The 22,369-nt window shown below is 53.8% G+C and carries 24 protein-coding genes and 1 tRNA gene; 16 read left to right on the top strand and 9 right to left on the bottom strand.

Annotated elements, in window-relative coordinates:
• Positions 1 to 20: 20 nt before the first annotated feature.
• A complete protein-coding gene (locus tag ACR0IY_RS14690) occupies positions 21 to 632 on the bottom strand; it encodes a PepSY domain-containing protein (protein ID WP_480674526.1) in 612 nt (203 codons plus the stop codon).
• Positions 633 to 842: 210 nt separating this feature from the next.
• On the opposite strand from ACR0IY_RS14690, the gene ACR0IY_RS14685 reads away from it, so the two are divergent.
• A complete protein-coding gene (locus ACR0IY_RS14685; protein ID WP_480674525.1) occupies positions 843 to 2,021 on the top strand; it encodes a hypothetical protein in 1,179 nt (392 codons plus the stop codon).
• Between the two features lie 742 nt (positions 2,022 to 2,763).
• On the opposite strand, the gene ACR0IY_RS14680 is transcribed toward ACR0IY_RS14685, so the two are convergent.
• A complete protein-coding gene (locus ACR0IY_RS14680) occupies positions 2,764 to 3,564 on the bottom strand; it encodes a helix-turn-helix transcriptional regulator (RefSeq protein WP_480674523.1) in 801 nt (266 codons plus the stop codon).
• 529 nt (positions 3,565 to 4,093) lie between these two features.
• Between ACR0IY_RS14680 and ACR0IY_RS14675 the strand changes: the two genes are divergently transcribed.
• The 9 genes from ACR0IY_RS14675 to ACR0IY_RS14635 all read left to right on the top strand — a co-directional run bounded on the left by ACR0IY_RS14675 (position 4,094) and on the right by ACR0IY_RS14635 (position 12,698).
• The gene (locus tag ACR0IY_RS14675; RefSeq protein WP_480674521.1) at positions 4,094 to 4,273 is read left to right on the top strand and encodes a Flp family type IVb pilin; all 180 of its coding nucleotides are present in this window, start codon (positions 4,094 to 4,096) and stop codon (positions 4,271 to 4,273) included.
• 144 nt (positions 4,274 to 4,417) lie between these two features.
• Positions 4,418 to 5,377, top strand: coding sequence for a Flp pilus assembly protein CpaB (gene cpaB / locus ACR0IY_RS14670; RefSeq protein ID WP_480674519.1), 960 nt, complete (start codon positions 4,418 to 4,420; stop codon positions 5,375 to 5,377).
• Positions 5,378 to 5,386: 9 nt separating this feature from the next.
• Positions 5,387 to 6,937, top strand: a complete 1,551-nt coding sequence (locus tag ACR0IY_RS14665; protein WP_480674517.1) for a TadE/TadG family type IV pilus assembly protein — start codon at positions 5,387 to 5,389, stop codon at positions 6,935 to 6,937.
• Positions 6,938 to 6,951: 14 nt separating this feature from the next.
• Positions 6,952 to 7,458 (top strand): TadE/TadG family type IV pilus assembly protein, encoded by a 507-nt coding sequence (locus ACR0IY_RS14660; protein WP_480674515.1) that lies wholly within the window; start codon positions 6,952 to 6,954, stop codon positions 7,456 to 7,458.
• On the top strand, positions 7,455 to 8,102 hold the full coding sequence (locus ACR0IY_RS14655; protein ID WP_480674513.1) for a TadE/TadG family type IV pilus assembly protein: 648 nt from the start codon (positions 7,455 to 7,457) through the stop codon (positions 8,100 to 8,102). Before ACR0IY_RS14660 ends, ACR0IY_RS14655 begins: the two co-directional genes overlap by 4 nt.
• On the top strand, positions 8,099 to 9,328 hold the full coding sequence (locus ACR0IY_RS14650; RefSeq protein WP_480674511.1) for a P-loop NTPase: 1,230 nt from the start codon (positions 8,099 to 8,101) through the stop codon (positions 9,326 to 9,328). Before ACR0IY_RS14655 ends, ACR0IY_RS14650 begins: the two co-directional genes overlap by 4 nt.
• A 12-nt stretch (positions 9,329 to 9,340) precedes the next feature.
• Complete coding sequence (locus ACR0IY_RS14645; RefSeq protein WP_480674509.1) at positions 9,341 to 10,732, top strand: TadA family conjugal transfer-associated ATPase; 1,392 nt, start codon at positions 9,341 to 9,343, stop codon at positions 10,730 to 10,732.
• Positions 10,729 to 11,697: a type II secretion system F family protein gene (locus ACR0IY_RS14640; protein ID WP_480674507.1), complete on the top strand. Its 969-nt coding sequence runs from the start codon at positions 10,729 to 10,731 to the stop codon at positions 11,695 to 11,697. Before ACR0IY_RS14645 ends, ACR0IY_RS14640 begins: the two co-directional genes overlap by 4 nt.
• Before the next feature lie 14 nt (positions 11,698 to 11,711).
• Positions 11,712 to 12,698 (top strand): type II secretion system F family protein, encoded by a 987-nt coding sequence (locus ACR0IY_RS14635; RefSeq protein WP_480674505.1) that lies wholly within the window; start codon positions 11,712 to 11,714, stop codon positions 12,696 to 12,698.
• Between the two features lie 489 nt (positions 12,699 to 13,187).
• Here ACR0IY_RS14635 and ACR0IY_RS14630 read toward each other — a convergent pair.
• Positions 13,188 to 13,263: transfer RNA gene (locus ACR0IY_RS14630), tRNA-Thr, on the bottom strand.
• Positions 13,264 to 13,446: 183 nt separating this feature from the next.
• Between ACR0IY_RS14630 and ACR0IY_RS14625 the strand changes: the two genes are divergently transcribed.
• Positions 13,447 to 14,322: a hypothetical protein gene (locus tag ACR0IY_RS14625; RefSeq protein WP_480674503.1), complete on the top strand. Its 876-nt coding sequence runs from the start codon at positions 13,447 to 13,449 to the stop codon at positions 14,320 to 14,322.
• Between the two features lie 168 nt (positions 14,323 to 14,490).
• On the opposite strand, the gene ACR0IY_RS14620 is transcribed toward ACR0IY_RS14625, so the two are convergent.
• Complete coding sequence (locus tag ACR0IY_RS14620; RefSeq protein ID WP_170445087.1) at positions 14,491 to 14,760, bottom strand: DUF2312 domain-containing protein; 270 nt, start codon at positions 14,758 to 14,760, stop codon at positions 14,491 to 14,493.
• Between the two features lie 162 nt (positions 14,761 to 14,922).
• Between ACR0IY_RS14620 and ACR0IY_RS14615 the strand changes: the two genes are divergently transcribed.
• A complete protein-coding gene (locus tag ACR0IY_RS14615; protein ID WP_480674564.1) occupies positions 14,923 to 15,141 on the top strand; it encodes a hypothetical protein in 219 nt (72 codons plus the stop codon).
• A gap of 9 nt (positions 15,142 to 15,150) precedes the next feature.
• Here ACR0IY_RS14615 and ACR0IY_RS14610 read toward each other — a convergent pair whose 3' ends face one another.
• Positions 15,151 to 15,366: a hypothetical protein gene (locus tag ACR0IY_RS14610; protein ID WP_480674501.1), complete on the bottom strand. Its 216-nt coding sequence runs from the start codon at positions 15,364 to 15,366 to the stop codon at positions 15,151 to 15,153.
• A gap of 244 nt (positions 15,367 to 15,610) precedes the next feature.
• Between ACR0IY_RS14610 and ACR0IY_RS14605 the strand changes: the two genes are divergently transcribed.
• From ACR0IY_RS14605 to ACR0IY_RS14590, 4 genes are read left to right on the top strand one after another with little or no spacing between them, the layout of a single operon-like run.
• On the top strand, positions 15,611 to 16,474 hold the full coding sequence (locus ACR0IY_RS14605) for an MBL fold metallo-hydrolase (RefSeq protein WP_480674499.1): 864 nt from the start codon (positions 15,611 to 15,613) through the stop codon (positions 16,472 to 16,474).
• 32 nt (positions 16,475 to 16,506) lie between these two features.
• Positions 16,507 to 16,929, top strand: a complete 423-nt coding sequence (locus ACR0IY_RS14600) for a YeeE/YedE family protein (protein ID WP_480674497.1) — start codon at positions 16,507 to 16,509, stop codon at positions 16,927 to 16,929.
• Positions 16,929 to 17,360 (top strand): DUF6691 family protein, encoded by a 432-nt coding sequence (locus tag ACR0IY_RS14595; protein WP_480674495.1) that lies wholly within the window; start codon positions 16,929 to 16,931, stop codon positions 17,358 to 17,360. Before ACR0IY_RS14600 ends, ACR0IY_RS14595 begins: the two co-directional genes overlap by 1 nt.
• Before the next feature lie 9 nt (positions 17,361 to 17,369).
• Positions 17,370 to 17,801: a protein tyrosine phosphatase family protein gene (locus tag ACR0IY_RS14590; RefSeq protein WP_480674494.1), complete on the top strand. Its 432-nt coding sequence runs from the start codon at positions 17,370 to 17,372 to the stop codon at positions 17,799 to 17,801.
• 1 nt (position 17,802) lies between these two features.
• On the opposite strand, the gene ACR0IY_RS14585 is transcribed toward ACR0IY_RS14590, so the two are convergent.
• The 4 genes from ACR0IY_RS14585 to ACR0IY_RS14570 all read right to left on the bottom strand — a co-directional run bounded on the left by ACR0IY_RS14585 (position 17,803) and on the right by ACR0IY_RS14570 (position 22,344).
• On the bottom strand, positions 17,803 to 18,909 hold the full coding sequence (locus tag ACR0IY_RS14585) for a FliM/FliN family flagellar motor C-terminal domain-containing protein (protein WP_480674492.1): 1,107 nt from the start codon (positions 18,907 to 18,909) through the stop codon (positions 17,803 to 17,805).
• 77 nt (positions 18,910 to 18,986) lie between these two features.
• Complete coding sequence (locus ACR0IY_RS14580) at positions 18,987 to 21,665, bottom strand: ATP-binding protein (protein WP_480674490.1); 2,679 nt, start codon at positions 21,663 to 21,665, stop codon at positions 18,987 to 18,989.
• The gene (locus ACR0IY_RS14575; RefSeq protein ID WP_480674488.1) at positions 21,653 to 21,967 is read right to left on the bottom strand and encodes a hypothetical protein; all 315 of its coding nucleotides are present in this window, start codon (positions 21,965 to 21,967) and stop codon (positions 21,653 to 21,655) included. Before ACR0IY_RS14575 ends, ACR0IY_RS14580 begins: the two co-directional genes overlap by 13 nt.
• The gene (locus tag ACR0IY_RS14570) at positions 21,964 to 22,344 is read right to left on the bottom strand and encodes a response regulator transcription factor (RefSeq protein ID WP_480674486.1); all 381 of its coding nucleotides are present in this window, start codon (positions 22,342 to 22,344) and stop codon (positions 21,964 to 21,966) included. Before ACR0IY_RS14570 ends, ACR0IY_RS14575 begins: the two co-directional genes overlap by 4 nt.
• Positions 22,345 to 22,369 lie beyond the last annotated feature (25 nt).

Here is a 22,369-nt window from a genome sequence, read left to right as displayed (position 1 = left end):
TACGGAAAATAGTCTAACCCTTATTTTTTGCCACCGCCATTGCCGCCACCGCCATTGCCGCCACCGCCGTTGCCGCCACCGCCACCGTTTCCGCCACCGTTTCCTCCACCGTTGCCGCCACCGTTTCCGCCACCGTTTCCGCCGCTATTGCCGCCACCATTCCCACCGCCGTTGCTGCCGCCCTTTCCGCCGGAATTACCGCCGCTGTTACCATTGCCGCCCTGATTTCCGTTGTTGGAATTCTTCCCCTGGGCATTGGATTTTCCTTGAGCGCTGGTCTTGGTAGCATTGCCCGGATTGGACCGGGCCGCATTGGAAATCTGGCGCCCAACTTTTGAACGGTTTGGCACCACCACACCAGTTTTGGCGTTAACGATGACACTTACGATCTTCCCATTGGGTTTCTTGACCAGGATGCGATAATAAACCTTGTCGGTCTCGAAAGCGCGCGCATCAACCGGTTTCCCACCGAAAACTCTCTCAACGCCTCTGAGCACTTTCTTTAACCGAATGGCACCACCTGAAGCGGTCGCTTGTCGCAATTCAGATTGTTTCAGCTCGCGCACAGCAGCGTGCCCTTCTCCAATCTGGAGAAAGGTAAACAGAAAGGCGATAATTACGAGCGTTCTCATTCTCCGTACTCAATACTGCGTAATTGTGTCCTAAATCTACAGATTTTGAGGTGAACTTACGATGAACGGTCGGTTCGTCGCAGGTTCAACGATAATGGGCTTTAATTTGTTGGTTGGTTCCTGATTCCGACACACGCGTTCATGCAATTACCCTAAGCGCGACAACATGTGTCGTCAGGCGAAAATCGCACTTAACCCACGAGGACCGCCATGAAAACTCAAACGACCGGCCTTTTGAAAGCCTCCGCTATCGCAATTGCTTTGCTGGGATCTACTGCAATTGTCGCAGCTTTCTCGTTCCCGGATGTCGCATACGCCAAGGAAGGTAAAGGAAATGGTGGGGGGAAAGGTAATGGCGGCGGACAAGGCAATGGAAACTCCGGCGGCAAAGGCGGAGGAAACGGCAATGGCGGCAGCAGTGCTGATAAAGGCAAGGGTAAGAGCGTGGGATCGGACGCACCCGGAAAAGGTCGCAGTAAGGGGGTAGGAAAATCTGGGAGCAAGTCCTCTGGCCAAAAAGGGGCGTCTTCTAATGGTAGATTCTCTCTCAAAGGTTTGTTTAGCGGCAGCAAAGGGAAACAACGAAAAAGCTTCAGTAGCTCTGCAAAACACAACAAGTCACTGGCCACCACAGGCGGCACGAAAAAGGCTTCTGTAAAACAATCCCCACGCCCCCGTGTCAGGGCAACAACAGCCTACGATTATGGGACGCTTGAGCCACGCAACCTCGGCAAACTGAATGGCGCAATAAAGTCAAGCGCAAAGGCAAAGCTCGCCCATATCGCCAATGGTCAGTACATGAAGGGAACGGGGCCAGTCAGCCTTGCGGCGGGTCTTGCTGTTGCGGACGCCGATTTCAATCACATCATGGGGGAAGACAACACGCTGAGCCCGCAAGACGTGAAGGATATCAACGAAGCGCTGGATTACCTGGATAACGCCCCTATGTCCCTGGAGGAAGCCGAAGAAATTCTCGACAACGAGGAAGCCAACCCGGGTACAACAGACCCCGAAACCTTGGACAACGCGCAGGCGGTTAAAGATGCACACGACATAACCACAGACGAAGACGGTAATCCGATTGACCGCCCGACCGAAGATCAATTGGCAGCCGCTGAAGCTGTACACCAAGCGGAAGAAAACCTTTTGGATCAATACAAAGGCGACTTCTCTGAGGACGACATCGTCGCGGAAAAACAGCAGGACAAAGTTCTTGACGCTGTGCGTGACTCGAACCCCGATGATGATGCAGTCAAAACCGCGCTTGGCGATCCGTATGACGATGAAGACGACGATGATGATGATGATGATGATGTCAGCATCGATCCAGTCGAAGATGACCAGCCCTCTGAAGGGGAAACAGAAGAAGAGCTGACAAGCAAAAGCTAACCAAACATTCTTTCGGCAAATTGTGAGGGCTAGGACGGTGCCGCCGTTGCTAGCCCTTCGATCATCTGGATGAAACCACTAGATAGAAATCTGAATTTTCAGCAGCAAAAAAGCCCGCTCTTGTTAGAGCGGGCTTTCCCATTTTGTTTTCCCGAGCAGGACGTGATCCGGGAAAACCGCAGACGTCATGACGTTGATTCAGACGTCCTTTTTGCCCTGTGAAGCCGCTTGTTCTTTACGATGTCCATCAGGGCAATTTCGACCGGCGGGAACCGCCCCAAACCTGTCCCCCCAGAGTTAGATAATTCCCTGTGCGCGGTGGAACACGATGGCTTCATGCGTACGGGGGCTTTGTTCATAGCATTTTTATTGGCAGACTTAATCATGCGTTCACCTTCCAGTGAGCCAAGTAATGTTATCTGTCCAGCCTCAACCAGATGAGTATGCGCCACACCAGTTGAATATCGCGAGAACACAATGTTCATGTTTAGTTAAAGTTGTCGCCATTTTGCGGATAATGCTCTGAGTTGCTGTACAGCCCCTGAAATGCAAGGCGATTGCAAATGCGCTTACATTTGCGATCATGCTTGAGGGGATGGCCCCGGCGCCCCCTAACCACCCGGCTGCCGAGCGGACAACGGTGATCCGATTGCGCAAGGCCCGCGTTCTACCTTTTGCCGAGGCCGAGCGCGTCACCAAGTTAGCCAAATCGCGCGAGTTACGAACCGGCGGCCCCCAAGCCTTATGCAGCCTGACGGTTCAGCAGATGCAACAGCTCAACTTGATTTGAAACGTCCGTCTTCGAGAATATCGAGCTCAGGTGCGAACGAACGGTCGTTGGACAAACAGTCAGCGCCTCCGAAACCTTTTTGACAGTCATTCCTTCTTTCATCATAGCACAAATTCGAAACTCGCACCTGCTGAGACCTGCCGGATTTTGAGGATCCAACACTGGGACATAGTCATTGTCCTGAACTTCTCTAAGCAGGTGCTTGCGACCCTTGTCCAAATTCGACGAGATTGAACCGGGTGTACGCTTGCTCCAACAACAAGCCAGCGTTAACGACATCAGGTTCAACAAGTCCAGGTCTAGTTGTGTGGGCTGATGTCTGTAATGCAGTTCTAAATGATCCAGATGTCCTGTGGCCGACTCAAGAGGAATGACGATTACCTCGACTGCCCCACTCGGATTGCTCCCTAAACGGGGAGAGGCCGTTGTCTCGTCAGCGGCCATGGTATCCGATAGTTGCCAAACTGATCCGGCCTTTGCCGTTGCAGTGTAATCACCCAAAATACGATCTAAATGGGATTGGGGCTGAGAGGGCCAAACTTTTCCCTCCTGGCGGCAACACCGAAAAACGTATTTTATCTGCCGCTCACGTTTCAGTGTTCGGGCAATTAATGCAGCATCGGCATTAATTAATTGCATTAGTGTATTTAATGCGCAGGGAATAGAGCCGCTGCTAGTTAAAGCGTGCGTCCACTCCATTACGAAATTAAGGCTATTTTGCGCGCGAGCGCTCTTTGAAAAACTGACACTCATTACTCTACCAACGAACCCAACAAACCAAACTTAGCCGGGCTTACAAACGCGACCCCCACCGCGATTACAAACTTGGTTGGGCATCTTGCATTGAGCAACAGGTTTTGAGGCCGAAGATTAGATCAATCGTTCAGAGAATGTTCACTCATCAGTTTGCAAGATATTGTTTTTTAACATTTTTTTATACAAACCTGTGACATTGCACCCTTTTCTCAATGTGCCTCAAGCATCAAAACCCCATTCCATTTTTATACCTAATTTGAGCACAATACACCACCTTTCCACACCACTGTTTCCGCGTCGAGCGATTCGCCCAAACATTAAGACCTTGTTAATGCACGGTTTATTTTGAAATCCTTTAACGGTATCGCTCGGCAATAAAAACATGTTTAGATTGTATTATTGCCATTTTTAACGGAAGGCAGCCGATTCCAGCATCGCTACCGTTATTTCAGAGCTAATGCGAAATGCCTGGCTTGCGCTGCTACGAAACGCAGCGTTGATTTCCATTTAACCTTTCGGGGGAAACATGACCAAATTTATGAAGAAGTTCGTCAAAGAAGAAAGCGGTGCGGCAATTGTTGAATATGGCCTCGCGCTTTTGGTTGTCGCGTCAATTGCAGTAGGTGCGTTCAGCTTCTTGGGTACTGAAACAGCTAACAACGTTTCTGGCGCGTGTAACGCTCTGAACACCACCAACCCCTGCTGAACTATCACCAATTCGCATTTGGCGAACCACAACAAAATTCTGCGCCGCCGCAACAGTGCACCGGCGCAGAATACACCGCCGGGATTTTCGAAATCATAGGTACGGAAGTTTCGAATTTTCTGAGCGTAACTTTTGGAGACAGAGATGCGTATCAGACCAGTTATTACCACGCTATTTGGAATTGCGATTGCTTCAGGCTCTGTATTCCTGGCGAAAGATCACATTCAGTTTAGTTCGACCGCGCCAGCGCCGTCTTCGAACGCAGATTTGGTAGAAATCTATGTCGCGCGATCGGAAATCGCCTTCGGCCAGACGATTGAAACGCATCACGTCACAACTCATCTTTGGCCGCGCGAGGCCCTGCCCACAGGACACTTCACGGAAATAGAAGTTCTTGTTCCAGAAAATAGCCGTCAACTTCGCCGCGCCAAGGGGCGGTTTTACCCCGGCGAAGTGATGCTGCTTTCTAAAGTTTCAAACTTTGGCGAAAAGGTTACGCTGGTCCAAAAGCTGGGTGAAAACACTCGCGCCATGGCAATCGAAGTTGATGCTGTAACGGCGGTCGGCGGGTTTGTTACTCCGGGCGACTGGGTGGATATTGTACTAACCCAAGGCGCAAAGATGGATCTGCGCGCTGTAACTATTTTGCAGAAAATCCGTGTGATTGGTGTTGATCAGCAGTCTGAAGAGTTGAGCGATCAACCTGAGATTGCTCGCACAATCACAGTGGAAGTGACCCCACAGCAAGGTCAGCGATTGGCCTTGGCGCAAAAGGCCGGAACGCTGAGCCTTACTCTCAGAACCCTGGACGGTGTCGAAGATGAGCCTATGGAAATGGTTCGTCTGCGCGATCTTCTGCAGGAAGAAGGCCCGGTTGAAAAAGTTGACGCGCAACCGACCGTGCGTTTGAACCGCGGCACAGAATCCGAGGTCGTCACTATTCAGAGGACCCCCCGTGCAACCGGCGACACGACGGAAGTTGAAGCAGCACCCAAGGTGGATTCCAGCAATCAGACGGATGCCAATCTTGCGCCAGCAGTTGGCAGCTCGGGTACCAAGCCGAAAGCCCGCCCGATCGAAATCAGCCAGAACACTGCACAGTAAGTCTTGGCCATGGATCAGAAAGCAAACATATCACTTTTTGCGCGGGACGAAGGCGGCACGGTCGCAATCCTCTGGGGCACGGCATTTGTAGCGTTTCTTGGTTTCTTCGCCATCACACTGGATGTTGGTCGACTGAACGCGACCCATGCCGAGCTTCAATCTTTTGCGGACAACGTGGCTTTGGCGGCAGCTGCTGAACTGGACGGGCAACCGGATTCAATCACTCGGGCGACCAATGCTGCCGCAAATTTAATCACTGACAGTCAAACTTTTGCAAACGCGTCCAAAACGCTTTCGGGCACAACAGATTACACGCTTTCGTTTCATTCTGCACTGCCATATGACAAAAACAACCCGTCTATTTCAGATACAATTCCTCTGGGCGGGGATGTAACAACAGATCCGCGCGAAGCTAAGTTTGCGCAGGTCGTGCTGACGCCTAAATCCGTAAGCATGAATCTTGCTTCCGCTCTGGACCAACTGCTTGGCGGAAGCGGCATTTCGGCAGCCAGTGTCTCGCCCGAAGCTGTAGCTGGATATTCCAAAGCGGCGTGTGACATTTCACCATTGATGTTCTGCCTACCGCCGAGCTGGGAGTCTACTCTTACTATTGGTGACCAGATTCTGCTGCGCAGCGGCGGTAATGATACCGCCTGGGGTCCAGGCAACTTCGGCTTTATCGACCTGGAACATTTCGGAGACCTTGACGACGGTGTGTGTGCAAATGAAAAGGGCAACGAATTGGCATGCCTTATCGCGGCGCAGGCCAATATTACCCAATGCATCCTGACCAACGGGTTCACCACCGAACCGGGACAAAAGGAAGGCATTACCACCCCAGCATTCAATGTTCGCTTCGATATTTTCCAAGCCACACTCAATGGGGACAAGAACAAAGCAATTTATGCTCCGGCTCCCAACGTCATCAAAGGGATTGAAAGTAACGGTGGCGGCGCGTGCATCCAAGGTAATGAGCAATTCACCTCCGATACCATGGCCCTTGGCCGCGACACTTGCATGACTAATGGCACCTGCGGTGGCAACAACCGGTTCGGTGACGGCAGCTGGGATCGTCAAGGGTATCTCAACAGGAACCACGACCTTGCTGATGGTTTTGCAGACGGAGTAGGCAGCGCTGGCCACCTGCCCCCATTGACTGGATCGGATGCGATCTATGCAGATACGCGCTACGGAATGTATCTGCGCGAAATCGCCTATGGAAACAGCAATCCAAATGCGCCGGCAATCCTGGACCCTTCACTTTCCGAAACCGGGCGGCCGATGTGTTCCAATAAGATGTCCACTGATCCAGCACGGCGCGTTGTGACCGCAGCAGGTGTCGATTGTTCGAAAACCCCTATTTCTGGCAAGACAACGGATGTCCCCGTTACAAAATTTGTCTCTGTGTTCCTGACCGAACCCGTAGGAGGCAACGGTTCGACGCCCCCCAGCTTTGATATCCACGGCGAAATCGTAGGCTTCCCAGACGTCTCTGGTGTTGGCAGTGGTGGCAACGGATTTGGCGGTATCTTTCGCGACGTCGTTCAGTTGTATCGGTGAGGGAGTGTAAGACCATGAAAACTCTCCTCACTACCGCGCTCAAACGTTTCACCAAGAGTACTGACGGCGCAATCCTTGTAGAATTTGGGTTGGTCATGCCACTCATGCTGCTGATGCTGGCGGTGACATTGGAATCCGCGCGGCTGGTGTGGTCATATCAAGCGGTCATCGCAGGTGTTCGGGACGCCAGCCGTTATCTGGCCAGAGTGACGCCCTCAGATATTTGCGCCTCGGGCGGCTCCGTAACCGGGCTTGCCACAACTTTGAAAACCATCGTCGAGGATGACAGGGTCCTTACCGATGGCAAAACTCTGTTCCCGCCAAGCGTTACAGTCAATTCAGTAACACCCAGCCTAACCTGTGTTTCCGGCACCTATCGAATTGACCCAGCCCCTGTCGGGACGGTCTCGGCGAATGTCACCATTCAATTTCCGATGGGCAGCATACTTTCACTGTTCGGCAGTGGGCTTTCATCGGTGACAACCGACGTCACTGACACTACGCGGATCTTCGGACAATGAAAAAACGGTTCCATATCCTCGCGCAACTGCGCCGCTCGGCAAAGCAAATCCGTTGGGATCAAGACGGCGGTGTCCTTGTTGAATTTGCCATTGTCGTTTCCCTTTTTCTATTTCTTTTCATGTCGCTACTGGATTTCGGCCGCATGTCCTACAGCATTGCGAACGCTCAAAAAGCCTCACAGCTTGCTGCACGTATTGCAATCGTTCGGCCTCCTGCATGCGCCGGAGTACCCACGACACACCTGCGCGGCAATTCCCCGTCGTCACCCCGTTTTGGCACAGCTTGCAGCGCCTCGGTCGGCGTGTGCGAAGACCCGCAAACGCTCCCTTGCTCGGGTGTCGCGACCAATGCCACCGCCTCGGAAATTTGGACCCGTGTCAGCCCGCTTTTGCCGCCTGGCACGACGATAGACAGCTTGCAATTTCATTATGATTTCAACCCCAATCTGGGTTTCCTGGGTGGCCCTTACACACCTATGGTCACAGTTGAATTGAACCTGAACAATTTTCAATTCACGTCACCGCTGGCCGCGCTGGCAAACGCCGCGGGCGCGACAAACAGCACAATTTCTTCGACAGCCGGATACTCGAATTTCAGCGTCTCGCTGCCTGCTGAAGACCTTGCACTAGGAGAGTCAGGATGAGGGATCACACCATTACCACACTGAAATCGCAAACAATTATGCTCGTATCGCAAAACGAGGAAATTGCACGGCTGGTTGAAGATGTCTTTCCCGCTGATGCGGACAACAAAGTCACCGATAATGGGACTTCGTTTCAGGCATTGAACGGAACCGCGATAGAACTTGCGTTCAAGCATGATCTGGTAATCTTTGAAATCAACCCTGATGACATGGGGGAAATCCAGGCGGTCGAGGGTATCCTGGCGCACAGGGACAACGACACTTTGTTTGTCGCTCTGACCCAGAACGATCTATCGATATCCAAAGCACGAGAGTTGCAGAAAATCGGCATCGACGAAGTCCTGCCTCTGTCGATAGATCCCGAAGAACTGAAAGCTGTTATCAGCGAGAAAATTGGCGCACGCGCGGTTTCACAGACAGCATTCGCGAGTGGCACTGCGGCCTTGGGCAAAGTGATCCCTGTCGCAAAATCACGTGGCGGCATCGGTGCATCCACTGTTGCCGTCAACCTTGCGTGCTCCCTTGTTGGTGGTAAGGGAACTTTTTTCAAGAAGTCCGTAAAAAACCGTGTCGCGCTTTTGGATTTTGATCTTCAGTTCGGAAACGCGAATGTGTTTCTGGATGTCGAGGACAATGGCGGCGTTCTTCAACTCATTGAAAGCTCAGAAACTCCTGACGACCACTTTATGTCCTCAATAATGCAGGTACACGCGCTGGGCGTAGATGTACTATGCGCGCCCGCTCCGATGGTTCCCCTGCAATCGATGCGGCCTGATCTGATCGAAGGTATGCTGGACCTGCTGCAAAGACGCTACGATTTTATCATCATCGATCTGCCCTGCGCGGTTGTCGACTGGGTTGAACCCATTTTCAAACGTGCCGCCCAGTTGGCTTTGGTTACGGATACCACTGTTCCCTGCGTGCGGCAGGCACGGCGATTGATCGATTTCTACCGCGAGGCCAACGTCGGCCTTCCGGTTGAGGTCATCGTCAACCGAGAGCGGAAGACCTTGATCAAGCCCTCGCATGTGCGAGAGGCCGAGAAGGTCTTGGAAACCAGTTTAAAACACTGGATTCCAGACAATCCGAAAATTGCCCGAAATTCCGTGGATCTTGGAAGGCCCGTTGTGGACATGAAACCGCAATCGGACCTTGGAAAGGCCTTGGCGAAATTGGCTGCTGCCGTGTCGGCTGACATGCAGCAAGTGGCCGCGAAGAAAGCATAAAAGGAGATCACCGTGTTCAACGAATTCAGATCACGCAAGGCCGCTTCCAAATCAAATGTACTGACGTTGGAACGACCGATTGAAAAGCCTTCCAAATCCAAGGCGGCTCCTGAAGCTGTAGACGCAGATCTGCAGGCGCATCTGGAACTCAAAAGCCGCTTGCATGGTGAACTTCTGGACCGGCTCAATCTTTCAGTTATTGACAAGGTCGAGCGATCAGAACTGAAACGCCAGATCGCGTCTTTGGTTAATGGCCTGATCGAAGCCGAGCAAATGCACATGCGATCCGAGGCTTTCACGGCTCTTGTTGATGAACTCATCCACGAGGTTATGGGCCTTGGACCTCTGGAGCCGCTGCTTGAAGACCCCACCATCAACGACATTCTCGTAAACTCGTATGATAAGGTTTACGTCGAACGCTTTGGCCTTCTGGAGCAATCCACCGTCCGCTTTCGCGACGAACGTCACTTGCTGCGGATTATCGACAAGATCGTAAGTAAAGTCGGTCGGCGCATAGACGAGTCGCAACCTTGGGTCGATGCGCGCCTGGAAGACGGCAGCCGCGTCAACGCGATTATTCGACCGTGTTCCGTCGATGGCCCAGCCCTGTCAATCCGCAAGTTTTCACGCAACCCATTGACAATGAGTAAACTTGTTAATCAGGAAAGCATGAATGACCAAGCAGCCAAGCTCCTTGAAGCGCTTGTCGAGGCAAGACTGAACATCCTTATTTCCGGCGGCACAGGGTCAGGAAAAACCACCATGCTGAATGCCGTGTCATCGTTTATCGATGGCAGGCAGCGAATTGTCACAATCGAGGATGCTGCAGAACTTCAACTTCAGCAAACTCATGTCGTGCGCCTGGAAACGCGACCTGCCAATGCCGAAGGTCAAGGTGTAATCACCCAACGCGATCTGGTTCGCAATGCCCTGCGGATGAGGCCCGACCGCATCATCGTCGGTGAGGTTCGTGGTTCAGAGTGTTTTGATATGCTTCAGGCCATGAACACAGGTCATGACGGGTCTATGACGACCGTTCACGCGAACTCGGCGCGCGATGCATTAAGCCGGGTCGAGCAGATGGTCACTATGCTTGGGGCGGACCTGCCCGTCAGAACCATCCGGTCCCAGATTTCTTCTGCCATTCAGATCGTTCTCCAGCTTAGCCGCCTGAGCGACGGCACACGCAGAGTCGTCAGTATTTCGGAAATTACCGGAATGGAGGATGACACGATCACCATGCAGGACATCTTTGTTTTCAAACGTCGCGGCAAGTCCGAGAACGGTCAGGTCTTGGGAGAATTTTTGCCAACCGGCATTCGACCAAAATGTTTTGATCAACTGATCGCCGCAGGTGTCGATGTAGATACCAACATGTTCATTCACGGAGCGGCGGCGTCATGATTGATCTGCAGCCAAACACACTGAACATCCTTGTATATATTTCGATCTTTCTCGGAATACTGATGGTCTATGAGGGCTTGCAGCAGCTTTTCCTGCGCAACGAGTCCTTCAACGAGGCCAGAAACCGGCGCATGAAAATGATCCAGGGCGGGGCTTCGACGGACGAGGTACTTCAGCTGCTGCGTGATCCTGCAATGGTAGGGTCCGGCAAGAAGCCCGGTTTGATCGTGCGTTTTCGCCGCTTGCTTGTTCAGGCCGGGCTGACAATCGGGCCGATCCCGGTTGTCTTTGCCATAGCATTCTTCGCCGCGGTGCTCTTTGTTGCTGCATCCCGTTTCCTCGCTCCGGAACTTGCTCTGTTGCTTGGCTCCGTTCTGGCCGTGACCCTGTCGCTGTTTGCCTTGGTTGCAATGAAGGAAGCCAGATCCAACAAGCTGACGAAGCAATTGCCGGATGCGTTGGACCTGATGGCTCGAGGTCTGAAAGTTGGCCATCCTGTCGCAGTGACGGTTGGAAATGTGGCATCAGATTTGCCGGATCCAATAGGCTCGGAATTTGGCATCATCCAGGACCAGATCAACTATGGGGACGATGTAGCAACGGCGTTTAGGGATTTTGCCAAACGGGTCGGCACCGAGGACGCGAATTATCTTGCCGTCAGTATCGGCATTCAACACGGAACCGGCGGCAACCTCGCCCGTATCCTGAGCATTCTTTCGCAGGTCATCAGAGATCGGCAAACCATGCAGAAAAAGATCAAGGCAATCTCGGCCGAAGGACGATTGAGCAGCCTTATTCTGACGATCCTACCGCTGTTCATCTACTTCTCGATCGAGCTGTCTACGCCTTCGTTCTATGGTGACATCCGAAGTGATCCGCTGTTTCCCTACTTTGCGTCAGCGATCATCGGACTGACGATTGCGCAGGGCCTAATCCTTAGACGACTCGTCAAGTTCAAGTTCTGAGCGGGAGCGTAAAAATGGAATTTTTTCAAAACCTTCTGAACGGCCAAGACCTTCCCATTCAATATCTCGTGCTGGGCGGCATCGCCGTTAGTGTGTTCTTTGTGTTTTTCGGCATCTCTGGCATGGCCGCAACCGATGACACGGCTGCGCGCCGGATGCGTGTCGGGTCGGCTTCCCGTGGCCACGGAGCAGATTTTGACCTTATTCAAGGGGATAACAGTGACCCGCACGGTTTACTCAAGGCATTTGTGCCTTCGTCGAAACGCGAACGTTCCCGAATTGGAAGACTGCTAAAGCAAGCTGGTATTCAGCGTAAACACGCTATCCGCTCTTTTTATTTGTTCCGTGTGGTTTTGGGGTTCGTGCTCCCAGCCGCCTTCGTTGTGGCATTGGCCTTGCCGCTGGAAACTCAGGTTCAGCTTGGGATTGCCCATCTTTTGCAGGGTATCACCTGGATCAACGCGTTGCAGATTGTCACTGTGCTCATGGTGGTCGGCTTCTACGGTCCAGCCCTCTGGTTGCGGTACAAAATTAAAAAGCGCCGCCAAGCGATTGAACACAGTCTTCCGAATGCGCTGGACCTTTTGCAGGTAGCAATAGAGGCTGGTTTGGGGTTTGATGCCGCTATGGTGCGTGTATCGCATGAGATGGCGCGTGCTGCACCGGAAATTTCGCAAGAGTTCACGATACTTCAACTGGAACTGCAAGCCGGCAAGGAACGGCAGGCTGCCTTTATGGATATGGCGGAACGCGTCGGCATTGAAGAGGTCAATTCCTTCGCAAATGCTCTGCTGCAATCCAATCAATACGGCACCAGCATTTCCGCTTCGTTGCGTAGATTTGCCACTGACATGCGTCTGGACCGCGAACTCCGTGCTCAGGAAAAAGCCAACCGCTTGCCTGTGCAAATGTCTGCTGTGATGGCCATGTGTATGATGCCAGTTCTGTTGATGATCTGCTTGTCCCCAATGGTGATCCGCTGGATTAACATGTTTGGGTGAAGGTTCGTATTACTCTGAGCATCGAAGAATAAGAACACCCCCATTGGCAGCGAGGGCTGATACACTTCAGCCTTCTGCTGCTGGCAGGCTTCCAAATGATCCTTTTTAAAAAGGCTGCATTTTGTCAGACATCGTCTATACGAAAGACGTCGTGGCGCTTGCTTCAGTCACGCCTAGCAACCGGTACGGCAAGATAAATTCTTGGAAGCAAAAAGAAATCTTCGCGTATTCTGTACGACCCAGTACAAATGCTTCCCTCACGTTTAAGCCAAAGAATAAGAAATAGATGAGGAACTCTGTTAAGGTTCCGCGATACGACCTATGCAAGTTCTAGATCCATGGACGATAGCAACTGGTGTGTGCTTTTCGTGATCAGAGTTTGAGATCGAACTGTATTGCGCACTGTGATTCACGAGTGGGTTTTTTGATAAACCAGAAACCCACATAAAACCCCAACACATTGTAATTCAAAAGTTTTACAGGATTTGGTGGTGCCCCCACACGGACTCGAACCGCGGACCTACTGATTACAAATCAGTTGCTCTACCAGCTGAGCTATAGGGGCGCCTGATGTCGATTACTTTCTCTTGTATCGGACTGCAAGTCCATATTTTCATCTTTACTCAGGGAATGACACTTTTCCTGCTTCTCCACAGAACCAGCTCACCACGTTGGCTTGCGTTTGACTGCGCTAGGCACAGACTGTAACCCGGCAATTAAGGTAAAAAACCACGGAAAAGAAACAAATATGCAGGTAGCGATTCACGCGGGGGCGGCTTTTACCGACGAAGGGCGTCTGCTGAATTCGTTGCAAAAAAATTCGGTTGCAATGAAGGCAAACGGTGTCGCGACCTTTGGTCCTCGGCGCTACAAGCAAGTGTTCAGGCCCGCCTTTGACAAGCTGGACACTGGTGGTTTTGATGTGACCACATACCAAAAGCTCAATCAGATTTTACCTACCACCCCACCTGTTCAGCGTGCGGTATTTTCATGCGGGCATTTTGCTGGCGAACCCGCCATCGCATTGAAAGAAGGGCAGCTATATCCACTGGCCGGTCGCAGGATGGCTATGCTGGAACACGCTTTCGAAGATCACCAGGTCGAGTTGTTCATGGGACTACGAAATCCGGGAAGTTTCATCCCCAAACTTTTGATGTCGCTTCCACAAGAGGTCCAAAATGAAATCTACCGTGACACCGATCTGAGCTGCTTAAGCTGGATAGGCATGATCGAGGATATTCGGGATCTGGCCCCCAACATGAAGATCACTTTGTGGAGTAACGAAGATACGCCATTCATTTGGGGTGAAATCATTCGCGCAGTCGGCGGCTTGGGCGAAAGCACCAAACTGGTGGATGAATACGACCTGTTACTGTCCTTGCTGGATGACCCCGGAAAACGCGAAGTACAGGCTTTAACGGCTGAGGATTCTGCGCAAGACCACGCGGATCTTCATGAAAATCTTGACCGCATATTTGAAGACCACGCTCTGGCGGACCAAATCGAGGAAGAATTGGATCTACCAGGTTGGACAAACGAAATCGTAGATGCGTTTTCCGAACTTTACGAACAAGATTTGTCCAGTCTGGCAACCATGCCGGGTGTTCAGGTACTAAGACCTTAAATTCAATGCCCGACATTGCGCCGCGCGGGGTTCGACCATGAAAAAGCCCCACCCTAAGCGGTTGGAGCAATGGGGCGCACGTATACTGGGCAGGTAAGTGATACTTCGGGCCCTTCTCACCATGGCGACATAAGGATACGCCGTGTGAAAGGCCCGCTATGAAATGCTTCAGCTCATGCCCAGAGCTTCTTTGTACATCTCGAGTACGGCTTCTTCCTCGGCGATGTCATCCTTGTCGCGCTTGCGCAGCGCGATCACCTTGCGCATGACTTTCGTATCGTAGCCGCGCGCTTTGGCTTCGGCCATCACCTCTTTTTGCTGTTCCGCCAAGTCTTTCTTTTCGGCGTCCAGACGTTCAAACCGCTCGATGAACTGGCGCAGTTCTCCTGCGGTTACGCGGTAGTTGGCAGAGGCCTGATCTTCGGTCATGTCATCCATATACGTCTCTCCCAGAGGTGGATTTCTAATGCTGTGACAGCGGGCAATACGCCGGATACATTGCCACCGCGCGGGCCGCAAGCGCCCAATGCCTCCCGGGCTTGTACGATCGGTACCTTTCCGCTAAGCGCAACGGAACGCGAAACGCAGATGTGGGGAACCATGTTCGAATTCATCACCTGGGGCGGAGCCGCCCTGTCGCTTGCGGGGCTTCTTGGCCTTGTCTGGTGCATTTTGCGTGTGATGAAGGCGCGCAAGTCCGGCCTGACGGATGACGAATTACGCGCCGTTGTTCAGGGCATATTGCCGTGGAACCTGGCCTCACTCTTTCTTTCGGTGATTGGCCTGATGGTCGTGATTGTGGGAATTTCCTTCGGTTAACTTCAGCACCTAAACCGGCAGGTTATCAAAGCGCGCTTCCATCGCATCTTCGCACAACGCGGCATCAAGCTGCCGAAGGCGTGAGGGTACATGAACCCCTTGTTGGCGCATTCTTTCGATTACTTTGCTGACATTCGGCTGAAGCGCAAGACGCGTATCCAAGCTGGCGCCTTTAAGCTCTTTCTCCAACTGTTCTGCTTCTGAATATAAATGAACTGCTGACATTTTAATCCTCCCAATGCCTCCGATTATTCAGATTTAAGTAACCGTTTTAAGACTTGCTAAAATTAACCCGAAATCACGCGGAAAACCGCTTGTCGGCGGGGCCGGGATGGCCCCCAACCATGAGGTGATTAAATTTTAGACCGATTGGGGCTAACCTGCTTTGATCAGCATCAATTCACACAATGTTGATTGCAATATATTCCGAATTCAATATATGAATGGAATTGCGCAAGCGGAGGGCAAAATGACACCGAAAGTGAAAGCTTTTTTTGACCCTGAAACATTTACTGTTTCTTATCTGGTGCAAGAGCCTGAGGGTCTTGCCTGCGCCATCATCGACAGTGTGCTGGATTTTAACCACGCCTCTGGCCGCACGAACACTGGTTCGGCAGACAAAATCATCGACCACGTGCATAACAACGATTTGCGGGTCGAGTGGATCTTAGAAAGCCATGTCCATGCCGATCACTTATCGGCAGCTCCCTATCTGCAACAGAAACTGGGCGGCAAAATTGGGATAGGTGATCAGATTGTCACCATTCAGGAAACCTTTGGGAAAATATTTAACGAAGGCACTGAGTTTCAGCGTGATGGCAGTCAATTCGACGCCCTGTTCCGCGAGGGTGACAGCTTTCACGTTGGCCAGATGCGCGGTGACGTTCTGCACACCCCCGGTCACACACCGGCCTGTCTGACATATGTGATCGGAGATGCCGCTTTTGTCGGCGATACGCTTTTCATGCCGGATTTTGGGACGGCCCGATGTGACTTTCCCGGCGGATCATCCCAGATGCTTTACACGTCGATCCAGAAGATTCTGTCGCTGCCGGATCAGACCCGCATCTTCGTCGGGCATGACTACAAAGCACCGGGACGCGACGAATATGCCTGGGAGACAACGGTCGGAGAGCAAAAGGCACTGAATGTCCACATTGGTCAGGGCCGCTCGATCGAAGAGTTCGTTGAAATGCGCGATGCCCGCGATGCAACGCTTGCCATGCCGCGCCTGATTCTACCGTCTTTGCAGGTCAACATGCGCGCCGGCCAGATGCCGCCAGCCGATGAAAAGGGCGATGTGTTTTTGAAGCTGCCGCTAAACAAACTCTGAGCAGCCAACGGCTTTGGAACAAAGGATAAATTATGCAGATCGAATGGCTATGGGGGCTCGGCGGAGGCCTTCTGATCGGATTGGGCGCCGCTGTTTACCTTTTGGGCAACGGTCGTGTCATGGGGGCAAGCGGTATCTTGGGCGGGCTGGTTGACGGCAGTGACCGCACGCTTGAACGGCTGGGTTTTGTGGCGGGCGTAGTTGGAATGCCCTTGCTATTGCGGCCGCTGTTCACACCCTTGCCAGAGACACATCTGACCAGCAATCTCGTTATCGTGATCATTGCTGGCATTTTGGTCGGGCTTGGAACGCGTATCGCCAATGGGTGCACCTCCGGGCATGGGGTGTGCGGGATCTCCCGGTTCTCTGTGCGCGGTCTCGTCGCCACCTTTGTCTACATTACGGCAGGAGGGGTCACGCTTGTGCTGTTCCGCCATGTGTGGGGGCTGATCTGATGCGCTTTGCCATCTCCCTTCTGGCAGGGTCTTTGTTTGGGGCTGGCCTGCTGATCTCTGGCATGACCGATACGACCAAGGTACAAGGCTGGCTGGATGTGTTTGGACAATGGGATCCGACACTTGCCTTTGTCATGGGTGGGGCAATCCTGCCCATGCTGGTGGCTTGGCGGCTGACAACCAAACGCCGACCGCTGACCGGCGGGCATTTTCCGCAACCTGCTGCGCCCTCGATTGATCGCCGACTGATCCTGGGTTCCGCTCTGTTTGGAATGGGCTGGGGTTTTGCCGGGCTGTGCCCTGGCCCAGCGCTTGCCTCGCTGACCTACGGCGGGGTTGGTGGTATTGTGTTCCTGATCGCTATGATTGCCGGGATGTTCGTTGCGCCAACATTGGGCGCGCAACTGGACAGAGCCGCCAACGCGGCATAAGCAATTGCCATGGAGATTCGACCAATTACCCCCCGCTACGCCGTCTCGCCGCAAATCACGGTCGAGGATGTTCCATCCATTGCTGAGGCCGGATTCGTCAAAGTCATTTGCAACCGACCGAATGTCGAAGTTCCGTCAACGATGCAATCCGATGCGATCGGTGAGGCGGTGCGCGCAGCCGGTATGGAATACGAAGTGCTTGAGCTGACACATCAGACAATGACCCCCGAGAACGTGGCACAGCAACGCCAGATGGCCGAAAGCTGCGGCGGTCCAGTATTGGCCTATTGCGCCTCGGGCACCCGGTGTTCGGTGGTCTGGGCTTTGGGTCAATGCGACCGGATGAGCACCGACGACATTCTGGATGCCACAACAAAAGCGGGATACGCGCTAGAGAATCTGCGCCCCATTCTGGATCAGGTTCGCAACAACGCAGGCTGATTCACACCGGACCACCTTGGTCCTTCTCTGAGTTCGTCAACCCGGCTAACTTCGAAATCTCTGCGGCGATCTGATCTGAGTCCGCGAAGTTCAGATTGCTCTCCAAATCATCTGCTGTGGTGGCATCGGTCGGGGATGGCATAAGCGAAATTTCCGCCGAAACTGGCATTTCCGAACCTTGTCGCGATGCCGCTGAACGAGCCTCAAGAAATTCTTCAGCGTCCGACCGGGCAAGCACGGTTGGTGAGTTGTATTCATTAAGACGTACAGCGCGCATTCCTCCGCACTGACCCAGCCGACCGATCGCCGCGCGTTTACGGTCAATCGTCAAAACCTCCGCCCGATCCAACCTTGATCCGGCAAGAGGTAGCACGTCGCCAACACCAATCTGTGAAAGAGACGACAGTGGCAGCGACATGCGACAGATTACGGTGTTCAATTCGGCCCGCAAAACACCTGAAGCCTGTACAAGACTTGGGCCAGTTTCCTCTGGTATGGTTCCGTCGTCGTCAGTTTCCGCAGACAGATCCGGCAGGAAGACTGAAATTTGCCCCTGACGCAATCCGCCTCCCAGTTCCACGGTCAGATCAAAAACACGGTACGCGTCTTCAACCATCGCCAGCGACATCGTACGCCGATCCGCGAGACGAGAAGCGAACTCATACCCCATCAAGCAGGATTGATCTGCCGGTGCGTCAACCAATGTAATTGTGCGAGACAGCGCCTCTTCCGCCAAAGGTGCCGCCATCGCGGCATCCGTGTGGGTAAACGACCGGGGTGTGGGAGCTTCGGAAGTCACCTCACCGATTGTCTGCACCTGAACGATGGCCGACACCACGCCCAGATCCATAGAAATTGCCGCGGATTTCCCGTCGTCCCTCACAAACTGCAACAGCAGCCAGTCTTCCCCAACCCCCTCTGCCAGGGCATCGGTTGACCGACAGGACTGTTTCGCGCCGATCACAGCCAGCGGCAACTGCAACCGATCTCCGGCGGCACGGGCGAATGCCAGACGCAATGCCCGCAACACCGAGCGCGGCTTGTCATCCTGCCCTGCCTGTCCCACCGAAAGCTTGCGTGCCAAAGCCGCGCTGACCGTCTGCGTCATGCCCTAAACCGCTGATTGCTGCTGCATCCAGTTTCCGATGTAACCCGACGCAAGTTACCAATGTCTTTACATTCGATCTATTGAGCGGCTTGCTGATAGGCCAGCGGCAACCGGACGCGAAACGCCGCCCCACCCTGCCCCGGAAGGTAGGAGATTTCGCCCCCCAGCCGCTGCATGATCTCGCGGCAGATCGCCAGTCCCAACCCAGCACCGCCTGCTTTATCGCCACCGACGCGGGCAAATTTCTCGAACACCATCGACCGGGCTTCGGGGGGGATGCCGCTGCCATTGTCGGCAAAGTCGATCACAACCTGCCCCCCGACATCGTGTGCTGAGATCGTCAGGATCGGGTCTTCGGCATCACAGTATTTCTGTGCGTTGGAAATCAGGTTGATGAACACCTGCCCCAACCGATCCAGATCGGTTTGCAGCGGAATGCGTTCACTCGCTTTCGAACGCCGCACGGTCAGCGTTTGGCCGGTTCCGGCCAGCGCGCTGGACACCGCCCGATCCAAAACCGAACGCAGCGTATCGCCGCCCACGTTCAAATTGACCCGTCCACTTTCCAGCACGCTCAGGTCCAGTAGATCATCCAGCAATCGGGTCAGGCGCAGTGCCTCGTCATGGATGATAGCGGCATAACGCGTCTGCTCCTCGGCGCTGAGACCTTCTGTGTCGCGCATAATCTCGGAAAAGGCGCGGATCGAGGTCATGGGTGTGCGTAGCTCGTGGCTGACTTGACTGAGGAAGCCGTCTTTTTGTTCGGAAATCTGGGTCAGCTTGGTGTTGGCCTCACGCAATTGCCGCGCAGTGCGCGACAGTTCGGCAGACTTGACCTCAAGCTGACTGGAATATTCCAGCAGCTGAGCAGATTCATCAGCAACGGCCAGCAGGTCCTCGACTGATACCGACGACCCACCAACGATCTGTCCAATCATTGCGTGGGCGGTGGCGGCGCCGACGGAACCGCTCAACTCGCGTTCAAGGCGCTCCAGGAAGGCAGGCGTGGGTTCCGGCAGGCTGGAGCGACCACCCTGTTGCTCTGCTTCTGCCTGAAAAAACTCCTGTGCGGGGCCCGCGCCCAGTATCCGCTGGGTCATAATCATCAGGTCTTCGCTTTGAGCAACGGACCCAGTCCAGCCACGTGGCGCAACCGAATGGTCGAAAACGTTTACGAACTGCGCGCCCTGCAAACGCTCCAGCGGGCTTGGAAAGCTCAGCAACGATGCGGCGCAAAAAGCAATCGTATTCAGTGACAAGGACCACATTACGGTATGCACCATGGGGTCCATCCCCTCGATCCCGAACAGGGCCTGAGGGCGCAGCCAACCCCAACCAAACGGGCCGTTTTGCAGCACGGACTCGGGCATTAACCCACCTCCCATCCCCGGCAGCAGCAGCGTGTAAATCCACAGCAGGAAGCCCACTGTCAGCCCCGCCAGTGCTCCGGTGCGCGTTGCCCCGCGCCAGAACAGGCCGCCGACCAGAGCCGGAAGAATCTGAGAAACCCCGGCAAAAGCTACCAAACCAATCGAGGCCAGCGCAGCCCCGCCACCCGACAGGCGAAAATAGAAAAAACCCAGCGCCATGATCACCGCAATCGACACCCGCCGCGCCACCAAAACGACGTTTCGGACGTCGCCTGAGATAGCACCGGACCCTTCTTGTGTACTCAGCCAGATCGGCATGACCACATGGTTCGAAACCATCGTCGACAGCGCCATCGCGGTGACAATCACCATGGACGTCGCCGAAGAAAACCCACCGATAAAGGACAGCATCGCCAGCCAGTCATTGCCCTGTGACAAGGGTACCGTCAGAACGAACAGATCGGGGTTTGACCCTTCGGGCAACAGGTCCAGACCGACGACGGCGATCGGCACTACAAACAGGCTCATCAGCAGCAGGTATAACGGAAAGGCCCAAGCGGCGGTTCTCAGGTGGCCCTCATCAGCGTTTTCCACCACCATGACCTGAAACATACGCGGAAGGCAGATAAATGCCGCCGCAGAGAGAAAAATGAGCGTGGTCCACCGCCCCGCATCCACATTCCACTGCCCAATTTCAGAGGCATCAATGCGATCCATCACCGGGCCAACACCGCCTGCGACACTCCAGACAACAAAAATACCCACGGCAAGCAGGGCAAACAGCTTGACCACCGACTCCAACGCAATAGCGGTCACAACCCCGTGGTGACGTTCGTTCACGTCCAGATTGCGTGTACCGAACAGAATCGCAAAGACGGCAAGCCCTGTTGCCACCCAAAACACGCTGGACCCTTCGCGATATAGGCCCGACGGGTCAGCTTCGGCAAAGATCGAAAAGGACAGAGTGATAGATTGCAATTGCAACGCGATGTAAGGAGTTCCACCCAGAACCGCCAGAATGGTCACACAGATCGCCAAGGTGTTAGACTTGCCATAACGAGACGAGATCAGGTCGGCGATGGATGTCACCCGTTGGCTTCGACCGACCCGAACCAGTTTGCGCAGCCCCCACCACCAGCTGACCATCACCAGGGTGGGACCCAGATAGATCGTCACAAACTCCAGCCCAGATCGTGCCGCACTGCCCACGGCGCCATAAAACGTCCAGGCCGTACAATAGATCGACAGCGACAGTGTGTAGATCAGCGGAGATCGCAGCCACGCCGCTCGCCCTGCCGCCGCCATCCGGTCAGCTGCAAAGGCCACTCCGAACAGCAACACTACGTAGCCAAGACAGACCAGAATTAGCAGGTTTAGCGTTGCCATCGTTCCGTCTCGGGCTCTGCGTCGTCATGGGTCGACATGCGTCTGGCGGCAATTCCAAAAAACAGGCTGGCCAGGATCAAAGCCGCCCAACATGCGAAGATGTAAAAGATGGCCGAGGACAGCGACACGCCTTCTTGGGCGCTCTGTTCGTCTGGCCACAGCAGCGGGATAGCCAAAAGCGCGGCCCCCACAAAGGGCAGAATACGCGCGGCATCCGACAATCGGCGGCGGCGATAGCTCTGCCGTTCCAGAAACAGCGAAGGCCGCGCAGCGGATGGCTGACGGTCTTCGTCCGAACTCATGACTGTGTCGCCTGCGCGTGCAGGTCGCGTACGGCGGTCAGCATCTCGGTATTGGAAAACGGCTTAGTCATAAACCGGCTGACGCCAGCATTTTCAGCCATTTCCCGGTCGCGGGACTGGCCGCGCGCCGTTAGCATAAGGACTGGCAGACCTTGCATTTCTTCCAGCTCGCGCAGGTCCCGTAGAATTTCCATGCCGCTTTTGCCCGGAAGCATTACATCCAAGATAACAAGATCCGGGCTCGCGCCCTGAATGACCTGCAATGCGTCCGTGCCTTCGGCATGGGTCTCAACCTGCCAACCTTCGCGCGTCAGCAGGAACCGAATGGCCTCAGCTATATTCGGCTCATCCTCAATTAACAGAACCTTTCGGCTCATGATTTTTTGCCCTCCCCGTGACGGG

It is taken from the genome of Ruegeria sp. BC1, from assembly GCF_056539305.1.
Note: the sequence above shows the minus strand (reverse complement) of the source record. Positions and strands in the feature narration are given on the sequence as shown.